Origin of the sequence: Parageobacillus caldoxylosilyticus NBRC 107762 (genome assembly GCF_000632715.1) — a bacterium.
GTDB classification, from domain to species: Bacteria; Bacillota; Bacilli; order Bacillales; family Anoxybacillaceae; genus Saccharococcus; species Saccharococcus caldoxylosilyticus.
In genome coordinates this window covers 1-14832 of sequence record NZ_BAWO01000024.1, presented here as the reverse complement: position 1 = coordinate 14832, position 14832 = coordinate 1, and the positions used below count along the sequence as shown (strand labels likewise).

The 14832-nt window shown below is 47.5% G+C and carries 12 protein-coding genes; 8 read left to right on the top strand and 4 right to left on the bottom strand.

What is annotated here, in order from left to right; translation table 11 throughout:
* Positions 1-173: 173 nt before the first annotated feature.
* The 4 genes from GCA01S_RS07855 to GCA01S_RS20080 all read right to left on the bottom strand — a co-directional run bounded on the left by GCA01S_RS07855 (position 174) and on the right by GCA01S_RS20080 (position 4488).
* Positions 174-1403: a hypothetical protein gene (locus GCA01S_RS07855; RefSeq protein WP_223845324.1), complete on the bottom strand. Its 1230-nt coding sequence runs from the start codon at positions 1401-1403 to the stop codon at positions 174-176.
* 398 nt (positions 1404-1801) lie between these two features.
* Positions 1802-2383, bottom strand: coding sequence for an exosporium glycoprotein BclB-related protein (locus tag GCA01S_RS07850; protein WP_223845360.1), 582 nt, complete (start codon positions 2381-2383; stop codon positions 1802-1804).
* Between the two features lie 578 nt (positions 2384-2961).
* Complete coding sequence (locus GCA01S_RS07845) at positions 2962-4251, bottom strand: Gfo/Idh/MocA family protein (RefSeq protein ID WP_042408824.1); 1290 nt, start codon at positions 4249-4251, stop codon at positions 2962-2964.
* A 93-nt stretch (positions 4252-4344) separates the two neighbouring features.
* On the bottom strand, positions 4345-4488 hold the full coding sequence (locus GCA01S_RS20080; RefSeq protein ID WP_155835557.1) for a hypothetical protein: 144 nt from the start codon (positions 4486-4488) through the stop codon (positions 4345-4347).
* Between the two features lie 183 nt (positions 4489-4671).
* Between GCA01S_RS20080 and GCA01S_RS07840 the strand changes: the two genes are divergently transcribed.
* The 8 genes from GCA01S_RS07840 to GCA01S_RS07800 all read left to right on the top strand — a co-directional run.
* Entirely contained in the window at positions 4672-5715 is a 1044-nt protein-coding gene (locus GCA01S_RS07840; RefSeq protein WP_017434360.1) for a sugar phosphate nucleotidyltransferase, read from the top strand.
* Positions 5712-6929, top strand: coding sequence for a glycosyltransferase family 4 protein (locus GCA01S_RS07835; protein ID WP_042408821.1), 1218 nt, complete (start codon positions 5712-5714; stop codon positions 6927-6929). Before GCA01S_RS07840 ends, GCA01S_RS07835 begins: the two co-directional genes overlap by 4 nt.
* Positions 6910-8046 carry a YyaL domain-containing protein gene (locus tag GCA01S_RS07830; protein ID WP_042408819.1) on the top strand — a complete coding sequence of 379 codons (1137 nt, stop codon included), beginning with the start codon at positions 6910-6912 and terminating at the stop codon, positions 8044-8046. The genes GCA01S_RS07835 and GCA01S_RS07830 overlap by 20 nt, the downstream gene beginning before the upstream one ends.
* A complete protein-coding gene (locus GCA01S_RS07825) occupies positions 7997-9421 on the top strand; it encodes a phosphomannomutase/phosphoglucomutase (protein WP_042408816.1) in 1425 nt (474 codons plus the stop codon). The genes GCA01S_RS07830 and GCA01S_RS07825 overlap by 50 nt, the downstream gene beginning before the upstream one ends.
* A 418-nt stretch (positions 9422-9839) precedes the next feature.
* A complete protein-coding gene (locus GCA01S_RS07820; protein ID WP_042408813.1) occupies positions 9840-10202 on the top strand; it encodes a DUF3147 family protein in 363 nt (120 codons plus the stop codon).
* An 18-nt stretch (positions 10203-10220) separates the two neighbouring features.
* Complete coding sequence (locus tag GCA01S_RS07815; protein ID WP_042408812.1) at positions 10221-10589, top strand: DUF3147 family protein; 369 nt, start codon at positions 10221-10223, stop codon at positions 10587-10589.
* Between the two features lie 1760 nt (positions 10590-12349).
* Positions 12350-13876 (top strand): NCS1 family nucleobase:cation symporter-1, encoded by a 1527-nt coding sequence (locus tag GCA01S_RS07805; RefSeq protein WP_042408810.1) that lies wholly within the window; start codon positions 12350-12352, stop codon positions 13874-13876.
* A gap of 159 nt (positions 13877-14035) precedes the next feature.
* Positions 14036-14832: IS982 family transposase (locus tag GCA01S_RS07800; protein WP_042408808.1), on the top strand; the 797-nt coding region annotated here is incomplete at its 3' end.

Genomic DNA, 14832 nt, shown 5'->3' with positions numbered 1-14832 from the left:
GAGAGGATATTCATATTCAACTTTTCAAGGAGCGACTCGACAGTTTTTTGGTAAACGAAAATGACTATTTCGGTAAAGTTGTGCTTTTAGCAAGGATAAAGGTTTGAGAGAAAAGGAAAGACCCTTATCCCTCAAACCTTTGCCTTTGACAATGGATTTCTAGTTTCTTTCTTTCATCTTTGATCCGAGATGGTTGCATTATTATTAAGTGCACTTAATAGAGCAAGATTATCATATGGAGGACCAGATGTTGTACCTACAAGCAAAACAATATCAAATTCATTCGGTGGGGTTCCCCATGAGTTTCCTAAGAAGGTGGTGAATGCACGGTCTACTAAAAATCCTCCTTTTGTATTGTAAACCACATTATTGTTAATAGGACCTGTCACATTCGGATTAATATACATTCCTGTCCTTAAAGAATGGAAAGTATTATTCATCACCGAAATAGCAAGGCCTCCTTGAGATACGATGGCTCTGTTAACAATCCAGCTGCTCATAGGCAATGCTTGAGGTGGCCCGTAAATGGTATTATTGATGATTGTCGTATTATTTCCACCAATTTGGATAAATTCTTTTGCATAAGGAATATTGCTTGTCATCGTTAAACCATCGATTGTCGTATTTGGGGCAGTAATTAGCATTGCAATAATGTTCGCTTGTAAGAATAGCAGGGTACCCGGTTCTCCTTTTAAAGTAATTCCAGCCTTATTGACGACAATTTGTGATGTAATTGGATACGTTCCACTTAGAATATGAACAGTTCCACCTGGATTCACCGCGGCAATTCCTTGAGGAATGGTTCCAAAAGGATTTGCTCTACTGCCATTTCCACCAACAGCACCAGCTTGAACATAAATATTATCTAAATCAACGACCTGATTTACGGCTTGATCAAGAGCGGCTTGGACACTAGCAACGGAAGGGTAGCCTAAAGCAGGCCGATTATTGAGCAATTGCTGGGCAACATCATTTTTAGCGGTTTCTGATAACATGTTATATTCTGTAAGGTTTAATCCAAGCAAAGGATTTTCAATGGCAGCTCGCATTTCCGAAACAGTGGTTGCGGCATTGACAGCAGCTAAACCGACAACTTGATTTACGGCTTGATCAAGAGCGGCTTGGACACTAGCAACGGAAGGGTAACCTGAAGCAGGCCGATTATTGAGCAATTGCTGGGCAACATCATTTTTAGCTGCTTCTGATAACATGTTATATTCTGTAAGGTTTAATCCAAGCAAAGGATTTTCAATGGCGGCTCGCATTTCCGGAACAGTGGTTGCGGCATTAACAGCAGCTAACGCAATGTCTGCTGGCAGAGGTCCATGCACTTTCACGATTTGCATATTGGTGCAACCACATGTCACTCTCACCTGTTGCATATTTTTCTTATGTTCAGACAATATGTTTCACCTACTTTCCACTTTAATTATTTCAATATATGAGTAGGATCATAAGTTAGTTATAGAGTAAGCGTTTATATTATCAACATTAGGCAATTTAATATTCGGAGAATGAGATAGCCAAAAGGAGGTATTCTCTCTTTCTCTTGTAGATTTTTTAAGTATTCATTATCAGAAGTCCATCCTTGAAAAGTAGCCTTTTCCGAATGACTAGTATGCCTTTGAAGGAACAATACCGCAGCAAAGCTAGGAATCGATTTTGGTGTCGCAGGACGCACATATTGCTTGCAAGTGTTGTACCTTGGTGTAAAATCGGGGAAACAAGAAACTGAAGAAAGAGGCACCCTCATTATGAGGATGTCTCCCTTTTGTGCCGACTAGGTCGCGGGCTATTGAAATTAACTGATTCCAACACCCGCACTTGCAAAACCTGTAAGGACACCGATATTAATTGGAGTAGGTCCAGATGTTCTTAAGGAAACAACCAGTAATAGTTTGTCACCTGCAGCTACCGGTAATGCCGCCGGGGCAGTACCAGCTGCAGTATTGCCAGCGGTAACTACAGGGTCGAAGGCTGGTACTAAATCTACAAAAACGCCTGTTGGAGTAAAGGTGTTGCTAGCTGGATCAGGTACACCTCCAGTAGTACTTCTCCATAATTCTGCTCGAACTGTTCCAGCTGCAGCTAAAGTTATACCCACTGTAGCACTAAAGAATGCAGATATGGATGTGACGGTTCCGGCACGAGGAACCACAAACGCGAAGTCAGGGATGTTCCCGGCACCGACACCTAGAGTTAGTGTTCCTGTATTAATATCAGTAGTTGGCGCAGAACTTCCGAATCCAACGATAGCTCCAGTACTAACTATTACACCTGCAACATCAACTGTAGATAGTGCAACAGGAGCTATTCCAGATGCATACGGAATGATAGCGCCGGCCCCTGGAGGTCCTTGTGTTGCAGGTCCATGCACCGTCACATGCAAATTTTTACATCTACATACCTGTTTACAATTACATTTTTCTTTTTTATGATTACTATCACAATATTACCAATGTTCCGATAATGTATTTCATCTCCTTTGAATTAAGTTACTTTAAAATATGAGAAAGATATAAGTCTGATTGTACAAGTGCTTATTTTATTAAAATTAGGGCGATTGAATATTCGGAGAACAGACAACCGAAAGGAGATATTCCCTCTTTTATTATAAAGAATGTTTGTTTGTGCTATAGCTAGCCATGCTAACCAGCATGGGTGCAAAAGGATATAAGAGACCTAACTATTTGCATTTTTTATTTTCATTTTATTGATCGGTTCTTAAAATTTAGCTTCGTCATGAAAGATGTTCAGTTTATGATTATGCGAGTGGAAAAAGCTCCTGCAGGTATAATGCAGTCGTGCAAAGGAAAATGATAGCGTGGTTTTGATTTCCAATGCCAGAACCATAAAAAACCGAAACCGCCAACCAGCGAAACGCCTGGTTGGCGGTTTTTTGTACGCCCAACAGTCGTGATGTTCGGAGAGGAAGATGGTCGTGTGCGAATACGAATCCAGCTAAAGCAGTCTCGTCTGATTGGATGAAGAGTTCTGCACTCCGTTCTCTTGCCAGACTTTAGAAGCTATGCAGGCTTCGGCCAGAGCTAGGTCGGATACGGCGTCGTCGGGCGTCACCAGTCCGCTCCAGTTCGGATCTTGGATCATCCGGCATAAGTCCAGGAAGCGGGCCTGGGCCATCGCCTCATACCATCCTTGCCGATCAACCAATGACAATGTCCGCCGATACGGTAGGCGGGAAACGAAAGATGAGGATGCACGATCGGACATCGACGCACTAGGAGACAACCGCGATGCGGCCCATGCCCGTACCCGTTCTCCAGCGTCTGCCGCTGGTTGCGTAGGCACGGTGTCAAGCAGGGCGTCGATCTGTTCCGCCTGTTCTGCCGTGAGCATGCCCTCGACGTATAGCCGTTGAGGAATCCAGCCTTCAAGCACAATCCGCCCTTGAGCACAGTGGACTTCCCACTGCGTCGACTCGGGAGCGTCCGCTTCCATTGTGAATCCATGGTAGTACTGAACCGGTACGTACTCGTGCAGGAGTTCGGCGCCTGCCCTTTTTGTCGGCACTTGCGTTTCCTGTACATAGTCCTGACGCGTGCAGCTGCGGTGAATCACACTCGCCCACACGCGTGACTGCTCGCCGTTCGCTTCGGTTACAGCAAAACCGCGCGCATCTTCAGGTTCGCCAAACCAGTGCCGGCCGACTTCGAAGAAGTGAACCCCATGTTCGATGAAGATGCCTCCGCTCTGTTCGCGGTTCCAGAACCAATGCCCGGCTGCGACACGGTGTGCGGCGTTGTGGAGACTGGCGTGGTGTACACGACCTAACAAATGGTGACGGAGCATCCATTCGACCACTTCCACCAACGGGTTGTAGCGCAAGACTAGGTTGACGGCGAGCGCGCGCTGTTGTTTCGCGGCGAGCCGGACATTGTCTTTCAGCGCCGCTGAAGTCAGTGCCCCAGGTTTCTCCAGCAGTAGGTGCTTACCTTGCATCAATGCCAGTTCGCCGAGCGGTGCGTGGAGATGGGGCGGTGTCGTCAAGATCACCACGTCGATGTCCGGATCACGGATGAGTTCGGCCGCTTCCCGATATTCGCGCGGGGCAGCCACATCGGATCGACGGTGGCGATAGGAGGCCAGCACGCGCTGGCGCTTTTCGTCAGTACGGCCAGCGACGGCTATCAATTGAAATTCAGGCAACGGCGCGAGCGCGCCGGCCAAGAACGCAGCAAAAGCGCCTGCGCCGGCAATACCCACGCGGTATGGTGGGAGCGGATAAGGCATCGCGTCTTCTCCTCCTTTATCACGAATGAATCCCTATTAATCTATATTATGTTGACAATTGTATTATACTGCAAAGATGGCCTCTGACGCTCTTCATTTTGCGTCCGTTTCAGCATGGGCGGCACTTAAAGTCGCGGAACGGTAGAATTGTTCCGCAACTGCAGTAGCATTACTAAGCAAACTCGGTGTGATCCACCCAAACGACATCGATGCCGCGGCGATTATACTAAAAAGCATTTTACTTGCCATCATGATGGAATATTATGTATACTATTATTAGCAACCAGATATATTGAGTGCTAACAACTTATCTCTCATCTATTTTTTCATTTCTTTCATTTTTTCATCATCCATCTGTTTCGGCCTTCATAATATTAAGTGAACCCTATGAAGCTCGAAACTAATGGGAGGGATGACAAAATGAAAGCATTGTTGTTAGCTGGAGGTTTAGGTACACGTCTACGTCCATTAACTGAAAATCTGCCGAAACCAATGGCACCCATTGCGAATCGCCCATGGTTGGAACACCTCATCACCTATCTACATGAACAAGGCGTCGATCAGTTTGTTATAGCCGCGCACCACTGTTCGGATGTGATTCGCCGTTACTTCGGAGACGGACGGCGCTGGGGAGTGAAGATTGAGTACGCTCTCGAACCGTTTCCGATGGGGACGGCAGGAGCTATCAAGAATGCGGAGCGATTGCTCGATGAGCGGTTCCTGGTCGTCAACGCTGACATTGTCCACTTGCCGCAGTTGATTCCTCTTCTTGAGTTTCACCGCCAGCATGGTGGAATCGCCTCTATTGCGCTGACAGAAGTAGAAGACCCTTCTTCATACGGAGTAGTTGAACAGGATGATGCCGGACGGATCTTGCGTTTTATTGAGAAACCTCGCCCTGAGGAGGCGCCGTCAAATCGGATCAACGCCGGTTTGTACATACTAGAACCGGAGGTCATGCGTTATATCCCGGCGCAACGTGAGGTCTCTATTGAGCGTGAAACGTTCCCGCGTCTGATTCGGGAAAGCGCCGGCGTATATGGTATGGTAAGCCAAGGCTATTGGCGCGACATGGGGACTCCGGCCCGTTACCGCCAGGTTCATTGGGATGTGCTCGACCGACGTTTTCCTCTTTCCATGCAAGGGCGTCAGGTTCAGCCTGGTGTTTGGACAGGGGAAAACGTCGAATTCGGTTCCGGTTCCCTCTTGGTGCCGCCGGTGTTGATTGGGAACAATGTGAAGATAGGCGACCAGGCGGTGATTGGTCCATACGCGGTGATTGGTGATAACTGCCGCATCGGTGCCCGCGTGCATTGCTCGCACTCCATCCTTTGGGATCGTTCAGTCGTGCGTGAGGGCAGCCGCCTCAGCAACAGCATTTTCGGGTATCGGACCGTGGCGCCTGCCGGCGAGGTATTCAATAATTCCATTATCAACCAACCGAAAGAGGTGATGCAGGCATGAAGCGGATCGCATACGTCAGTACATTTCCACCGCGTCGTTGCGGCATCGCCACATTCACCGAGCATCTTCTCAACAGCGTGCGCATCGCCGGCAAACGGCGCGATGTTGATCCGGTGATTGTACTCTATAACGAAACCGATGGCGACTCGGCCTATCGAAACGATCCGAAGTTCTGGCCTTTACCGGCGCAGGACCGTGCGGCTTACACGCAGATGGCGGAACAGGTCAACCGCAGCGATGTCTCGGTGGTGGTCCTGCAGCACGAGTTTGGCATTTTCGGAGGCGAAGCGGGTGAATACATACTCGACTTCGTCCATGCCCTGAAGAAGCCGCTCGTCACGACGTTTCACACCATCTTTGCCGATCCTCAACCGCCTTATCGCCGTATTCAGCAACAAATCGCTGATGCGAGCGACGCTATCGTGGTTATGAATCGTCAGGCGATTTCGTATCTGACCAGAGCGTTTAACTTGCCGGAGCGTAAAATCTTCTACATTCCGCACGGTGCACCGGAGCCAAGTGGCGAGGATCGGGATCTCCTCCGCCGTCGCCTGGGATTCGAGGGGCGCAAGGTCATGTTCACCTTTGGATTGCTCAGTCGCGGCAAGGGCATCGAGTCGGTGATCACTGCCTTGCCGGGAGTGGTCCGCAAAGTGCCAGAGACTCTATACGTCATTGCCGGACAGACACACCCTGAAGTGAAAAAGCGCGAGGGGGAAGCATACCGCGAGGAGTTAAAGGAGATGATCCGTCGCCTTGGGCTGGAGGCGAACGTACGGATGATTGATCGCTATTTCAGCGAGGAGGAACTGATCGACTACTTGACAGCGTGTGATCTTTACGTCACCCCATATCCGGGAATGCAGCAAATTACCAGCGGCACCTTGGCCTATGCGGTTGGCGTGGGTCGTCCGGTTCTCTCGACGCCATATGAACATGCCCGTGACCTGCTGCGCGGATGTGAGGAACTGCTGTTGCCGTATGGCGACACTGCCGCTTGGGAGCGGCAACTGCGGCGGCTGTTAGCGGATGAAGCAACTATGCGGCAATGGGAGGAGAAGATCAGACAGATCGGTGCAGCGACGCACTGGCCACACGTTGGCGAACAATACCTGAAACTGTTTGCGAAGCTCTGCAGCGAAACGGACGATGATGCAAAGGCTGCAGAGCGGAGTGAAGGAGAGGTGAAGCCTATTGTCCCCGTCAGTCGTTAAGTTCGATCATCTGGAACGCATGACTGACGACACGGGGTTGCTCGAGCATTGCCTCGGGCGCATCCCGCGCCGGCAAGAAGGTTACTCGACCGATGACAACGCGCGCGCCATCTGGGCGTGCATGGAGTGGTTGGATCTGCTTAGAGACGATGAATCCGCGGAACGACGAAGACTATACCAGCTGCTGGATCGGTACTTGGCCTTCTTGCTTTGGGCGCAAAGGGAGGACGGCTGGTTTCAGAACAACTTTTATTTTAACCGGATGCCGGAATCAGAGTCGCGCTCGGACGACTGTCTGGGCCGCTCCCTATGGGCGGCGGCAGCGGCGTACTTGAATCTCGAAGACGCTGCCCGGCGTCGCGTGGCCGCCGAGATCCTGCGCCGGTCGCTTTCGGCCAGCGGCGAGTTGCAGTTTTTGCGCGGCCAGGCCTGGGGTCTCGCAACTTGTTGCCTGCTGCTGTCTAAGCGAAGAGACGGTTCGACTTTGCCTTCTGGAGTGACTGAAGCCGATCTCATCAATCTGGCGGACGTGTTCGAGCAGCGCTTGCTCGATGCTTACCGCACGCACAGGACGGATGACTGGCGGTGGTTTGAGCCGCAAATCACCTACGCCAATGGGCTATTGCCGTGGGCGCTGTTTGTAGCCTATCGGTACCACAGACGCGTCGATACGCTAGAAGCAGCCAAGGAGAGCCTCGACTTCCTGGTGGATAAGATGAGCGGTCGCGATGGTGTCATCCGTCCCATCGGCAATCGCGGTTGGTGTGACGGCCATCGGCGTGCGGACTGGGATCAACAGCCCATCGACGTGATGAAATTGGCTTTGGCTGCGCGCGAGGCCTATCGGGTGTTGGGAGACGACGCGTACCGAGAAGTCGTTCGCCGCTGTCGCGATTGGTTTTACGGCGACAACGACCTCGGCATTCCCCTCGTCGATCCGAGCGATGGGAGTTGCTGTGACGGCCTTACCCCGGACGGGCCGAATCTGAACCGGGGCGCAGAGTCGACACTTTCCTATCTGTTGACGGAAGCCATGGCAAAATCCTTGCAGTTGGGGGTGGTTCTCGATGAGCTTTTCGATGGCACAACAATCCGTTCTGCCACCGCACGTGTTTAAGGAGTACGACATTCGCGGGCGCGCAGGAGAGGAACTGGACGAGAATTTTGCCTACTTGTTAGGAGCGGCGTTTGCGGAAATGGTCCGGCAAGCCGGTGAACAGAAGGTGGTGGTTGGCCACGACAACCGCATCTCTTCGCCGGCATTACACCGTGCACTGATTGCAGGGCTTAGCCAGGCGTTGTGCCGGGTGATCGACATCGGTCAGGTGACAACCCCGATGTTCTACTACAGCCTTGAGTACACCAATGTGCCATGCGGCATCATCGTCACCGCCAGCCACAATCCGGGCGACGAAAACGGTTTTAAGATTGCGATGAATAAGACTACTATTTATGGCGAGCGCATCCAGGAGCTGCGGCGGACGATGGAACGGATTCTCAACTCACAAGGGATCAACCGCAGCGACTCGTGGAAGGAAGGATATGTGGAGACGCTTGACATCGAGCCGGCCTATCTGCAAATGCTGCAAGACAAGATCCAGTTGGGTGCGCGCAAGCTCAAGGTAGTGGTTGATTGCGGCAATGGGACCGCTTCGACGATTGCACCGAAAGCCTTGGAGGCATGGGGGTGCGAGGTCATACCTTTGTATTGCGAATCCGACCCGACATTCCCTAATCACCATCCGGATCCGGTGGTGCCGGAAAATCTGAAGGATTTAATTGACGTGGTGCGACGGGAAAAGGCGGATCTTGGTGTGGCATTTGATGGCGACGGTGACCGGCTGGGTGTTGTCGATGAGGAAGGAAACATTCTTTGGGGCGACCAACTGATGATTTTATTCTGGCGCGAGATTCTTCGCCGCTATCCGGGAGCCGAAGCGCCGGTCGAGGTCAAGTGTTCTCAGGCGTTGGTGGAAGAAATCGAACGGCTTGGCGGCAAACCGTTCTTCCATCGCACTGGCCATTCACACATCAAGGCGACGCTGCGCAGCCGGCCAGAGATTCCGTTTGCAGGAGAAATGTCCGGACATCTGTTCTTTAATGACGAGTTCTACGGCTATGATGACGCCCTGTACGCGGCGGGGCGGCTGTTGCGCATTCTCTCCAACGATGACCGCAAGCTGTCGCAGTTGTTTGCCGACGTGCCTCGATATCACGCCACTCCGGAGACGCGCGTGCCTTGTCCGGAAGAGCAGAAGGCGGAAGCCATCGCCGCGGTCAAACAGCGGTTTGCGAGCATTAACGAGGTCGTAGACGTGGACGGTGCCCGCATCCAGTTCAGAGACGGTTGGGGGTTGGTGCGTCCGTCGAATACGCAGCCTATCCTTGTTCTGCGCGCCGAAGCCACGTCACCGGAGGCATTAGCCGATATCAAACAGCAGCTGGCTGACGTACTCGGCGAGCCGCCGCTTAACTTGACCATCCCGTGGTGATGCAGATCGCGATTGAAGTTGGATCGCAATTCGTATCGGCGCCGACCTGAACGGTCCATGCTGTTCGGGTCAGCGCTGTTTTGTTTTTGAGAAGGCAAACCAAAAATGTTTCCATCATAAGTTGCTATACTTTTGTTGTTCAGAAGATGGCTAAATGGATTTACTGTAAATTATATAAAAATAAAAATAATGAGTGTCATGGTCGAAAGTAAGAAAAGACTTTGAAACCATTAAGTTTTGTTCAAATATTTGTCATAGATTTGGAAGTGTAAGCGTTACAATCAAAAAATTAAATAAAAGTTCATAAGTGTTTAGGCTAGCATCGTTTACAATATATACGTGAAAATCATCACAAATAAATATATAAAAATAATATTCATCATGTTGGATTGTACATCACAGAAAGGAAGGATCCATTTTGGGGATATTATCGGTTAGTGGAATCATTATTCGATTTTTATTAGGTGGAGGAGCGGTCGTTGCTTCTACCATCGTTTCAAGAAAATTAGGATCAAAAATGGGAGGAATTTTCGCGGCATTTCCCGCTGTATTTTTCGCGGCGTTATTGACACTTCGGTTAGATGCAAAAGGCAGCGAGTTAGTGGAAAAGTCGATTGTTTTATCCCAAGGAGCTATTGTTGGGATGTTCATAAATATTATGTGTGCAATAGCGGTCGTTTATCTTTGTACGAGAAAAGGTTGGAAACGCGGGCTTACACAATCGCTAGCTGGATGGTTTCTTGTTTCTATTGTTTATGCTTTTATTTCAACATATTTCTAAGTTATTAAGGTGATCGTTATGGATGGACGTGATTTATTTTTCCGTTTTTTATTTGGTGGCTCTGCAGTTGTACTAAGTTATGTAACGGCAAAACTGTTGCCATGGAAAGTGATTGGAGGAATTTTTGCGGCATTCCCAGCTGTTATGGTCGTTGCCGTGATGATGGTTGGCATGAAGTATGGATCTAAAGAAGCGGCAAAAACAGCGCAAGGATCTGTTTACGGAATGATCGGTTGTTTGATTTGTGTATTAATGGTGTTATTTTCCCTACAACTTACACACAATTGGTGGGTAAGTTTTATTTTTGGTCTAATTGCATGGTTTGCAAGTTCGTCATTCCTTGTATACATGCGAGATCATAAAAATATATCAAAATCGGAACAATGATAAAGAGGCGGCAGAACAAAAATCATGAGCAGCGAAGATAGAAGCCTGGCATGATACGAACATGCTGGGCTTTTTTTTGTGTGTGCCATGAAAAACTACCGCCTTTCAAAAAACGTTCTTTTCAAAAAATCGAATGATAAGGGCTCCTCCAAAACTGTCGTATTCAAAAATCAGGATATATTCAGTATACATCCTGATTTTTGATATCCATTAGAAGTTGTGCAGATATCAAAGCCGAAATTCATTGATTGATTGTACGGAATGCATCCTAGATCTGTCATTTGAGATGCCATGTCGGTTCTCCAGCAAATATACAAAACATATAACAAACGATATAAATAATTTTACATTTTGTCCAATGAATGGGGTTATTTGATTATATACAATAATATATAAGTTTTAGTATTCATAACACCAAAGAATCGATCTAATAAAGGAAATGTACCAAAATGGCTAAGCTGAGGCATCGATGAAGCGAAAGAGGTTCCAGGAATGAATCGAGCAATTGGCCTGTATTGGTTTAAATAGTGAGAATGGTGTTTGTCGCCCAGCACTTTCTCCAAAAAACCGGCAGGCAGAGTCATTGCATTAACTGCTCTGGCGGGCAGGGCACCCCTCTCTATATTGTTCACGTATCCGTCAAGTCCGCTTGCTGAAGCTCGGAAACAAGGAAGCGATGTGCCGCCAATACCTCATGCCCGATCGGGGCACATTAGCAAAATCTGTTTTTGAAGATGCCAAAGTATGTATGGTCATCAATGCTTTGAGAGAATGGCACAAGGATGTACTGTGGAACCGTATGAAAAACGGGAATTTACAAACTGGCAGTTCAGATATGTATTCCTTCCACTTCAGGGATCAGAAAGAAATTGGGAGTGGGATTTTGCTAAAATCCTAAACGGTAGCCATTGATTGAAAATCGCCATCCTACTTTATATACTCTGGAAGCGGTTGTTGCTGGAAGGTTGAGCCTAAATCAGTCCGTTGATATCATAACTACAAAAGCAACTTAATTATTCAGAATATTCAAACTAAAAATGAAACTACTGTTGGCGCAGATGCTGTCCTAGTTCTTTTTAATCCATCAATAAAAAGAACGATTTCTGTAAGAGCCCCACTCATATGGGTGTGGATTACAATCCAGTTGAGGGAATGAAAGTACGGAGAGAAGTCATCACTGTCCTTTCGCGTGGAACCTGTATTATTCAGAATAAGACATTTGTAGGGCAAGAAGGATATGGAAGAAGCCAGAAATATTCTCGATCTTAAAAAATCAAGTAATAGGGGTGAAATGAATATGGGCGACAAAGTGAAAACTAAGTTCATTCATCATACGATGTTCGCGGGGATGAAGCGATTGAGGTGCATAAAGTCAAAGGATTGACGAACACATCACATTTATTCGTAAAGTAAAAAAATCAGGTGTCTAAGTTGTGCGTTTGCAAGAAATATTTTTGGCCCTTATTTCTGTGCGGAACAAGCCTCGCAATCATGAAAAAGCAAACGGATGTTAATATTGCTTCTGCGAATCGAGTTGAAGTAGAAGCTTCTTGAAACATGGCGAAGTTTTACGGATAATCCTGTTTAACAGACCTGCGTGGCAACATCATGGCTATTGAGAGCCGTGATCGAGACAAAGTTATCATCGGAGAAATCGATCAGCAAGTCATTCAAGAAGTGTGCGATGCACGGAACTTTATCGAGATCGTCGTCCCGACACATACATGAGACTTCAAATAATTTAAAAAGGGGGGTTCTTGATGAAAACACAGATTGAACAAAATGGTATTGTAACCCTTACAGAAGAAGAGGCTAAAAGGCTGAATGGAAGTGAATTGTGGAATGATGATTTGCGGCCGACAACATTTAAGGAACATTCATGGAAAGGCTTAAACTTTGCTGCTTTATGGATCGGTATGTGTTTATGCATTCCTTCCTACACTATGGCCAGTGGTATGATTGCTCTAGGCATGAACTGGTGGCAGGCGGTTGGAACTATTTTTCTCGGCAATGTGATTGTCCTCATCCCCATTTTATTAAATTCACATGCCGGAACAAAATTTGGAATTCCGTATCCTGTTTTTGCACGGCTTTGGTTCGGAGATAAAGGAGCACACATTCCAGCCTTGGCCCGCGCGATTGTAGCCGCTGGATGGTTCGGGATTAATACGTGGATTGGAACAGGTGCGATTGATACATTGTTAGCAGCCTCATTTTCTGCTTGGAGAAACTTACCTGGACATACGGCTATCGTATTTGTTTTCTTTTGGGCTCTGAATGTAGGGGTTGCTTATAAAGGCCCCGAGGCCATTAAAAGACTAAGTTTCATAGCTGCTCCTGTCGTGGGCATCTCTTCAATCATTCTCCTCGTCTGGGCGTTCACTCATTCGGGAGGTTGGGGACCTATTTTAGAGCAGCCATCGAAATTCAAAACCACTGGGGAGTTTTTAAAAGTATTTTTTCCAGCCCTAACAGGCGTTATTGGTTTCTGGGCTACACTTGCTTTGAATATTCCTGACTTTTGTCGTTACGCTAAAAGTCAGAAATCGCAAATGGTTGCTCAAAGTTTCTCTCTTCCAATTACGATGACTGTCTTTTCTTTCATTGGAATAGCAGTTACATCAGCAACTGTCGTCATTTTCGGCCAAGCGATTTGGGATCCTGTACAACTGCTTGCTAAGTTCCCGCCATTTGTTATTCTTTTGGGAGCCATTGTGATTGTTATTTCTTCCCTAACCATTAACATTGGGGCTAACATTGTAGCTCCCGCCCGCGCTGTTGAGAATTTATACCCGAAACGAATTACGTTTGGAATAGGTGTTCTTATTACCGGGCTGTTTGCTATTTTGTTGCAGCCATGGTATATCATGTCAAACTTTGGAAACTATATATTTGGTTGGCTCGGAACATATGCTGCTTTACTTGGTCCGATTGATGGCATTGCTATTGCAGACTACTGGCTTGTTCGCCGGAAACAATTGGATCTTAAAGAGTTATATGAACCTAATGGTCGTTACAATTACGCTACCGGTTTTAATAAAAACGGAATTTATGCTCTTGTGATCGGCGTAGTCATCCCTGTACTGGGCTTACTAATTCCAGGCCTTCGCTTTCTCTGGGATAATGCTTGGACGTTCGGATTATTTATTGCTATTGGTGTCTATACCTATTTAATGAAAGGGGACAAAAGCGTTCTAAGAGAAGGTGAATACGAGAAAATTACGATTATAGAAAATACTACTTATGATGTAAAAAGAAATCTGATAGAAACAGAACTTACAAAATAGCAGAAGCATAATACGAACGGATGCGTTAATTGAGCAAGACGAAAAAATCAATTTACAAACCCGTGGTGCTAGATAAAATCAGACAAGCATAAAAATAGCCCTTGCATGAGGATCTCCTTAAAATGAAAGTGCGACCAAACATTTAAAAGGAGAATTCACATGCAAGAGCACTTTCATTTTACAACAGATCGAGCCAAACTTCAAAAACAATATGAAGCGATTTTGTTCTTTGTATCGGCTCAACTATCGAGTATCCAGATTCCTCTTCAACGTCGAAATCGTCATTTGTTGAAACAGAAAGACGAAGTCATCATCGCCATCCATGTCCTTGGAAAGTTGTTGGGCTTCACTTCCGAACGGGCTTGGCACCGGTTTGTGATTGGGAATTTGTTTCCCAAGGCCTTGTTCCCTGAGCGTTCTCGGTACAACCGTCGCTGCCGGGCGCTTGGCTTTGCGATCAAGTGGATGCGGCACCAGCTGGCCAAGCGCGGGCAGCACCATGCGTATGCGGTTGTGGACAGCTTGCCGATCGAGTTGTGTCATTCATCCCGAATGTATCGCGTCAAACGGTTTCGTGGAATCGCCGATATTGGCTATTGTGCTTCCAAAAGGATTGCTTTCTATGGGTTAAAACTTCATCTGCAGGTCACCGATCAAGGGCTTCCGATGGGATATGTCGTCACCGAAGCGTCTTGTCACGACCGGGTGGCCGCTGAAACCGTCATGACACAAATTCCACATTCGTATAACCTAGGTGACAAAGGGTACATCAGCCAAAAACTGCAAAAGAAGCTGTACGAAGAGCATCGAGTTGCTTTTTGGACGCCTGTTCGAAAAAATCAGCGAATTCGCCAATCAGACGCATGGAAACAGTGGATGAAACGAAAACGCAAAGTGATTGAAACCGTGTTTTCGATTTTAGTCGATTCATATCGGATCACCGAGATTCGAGCGAA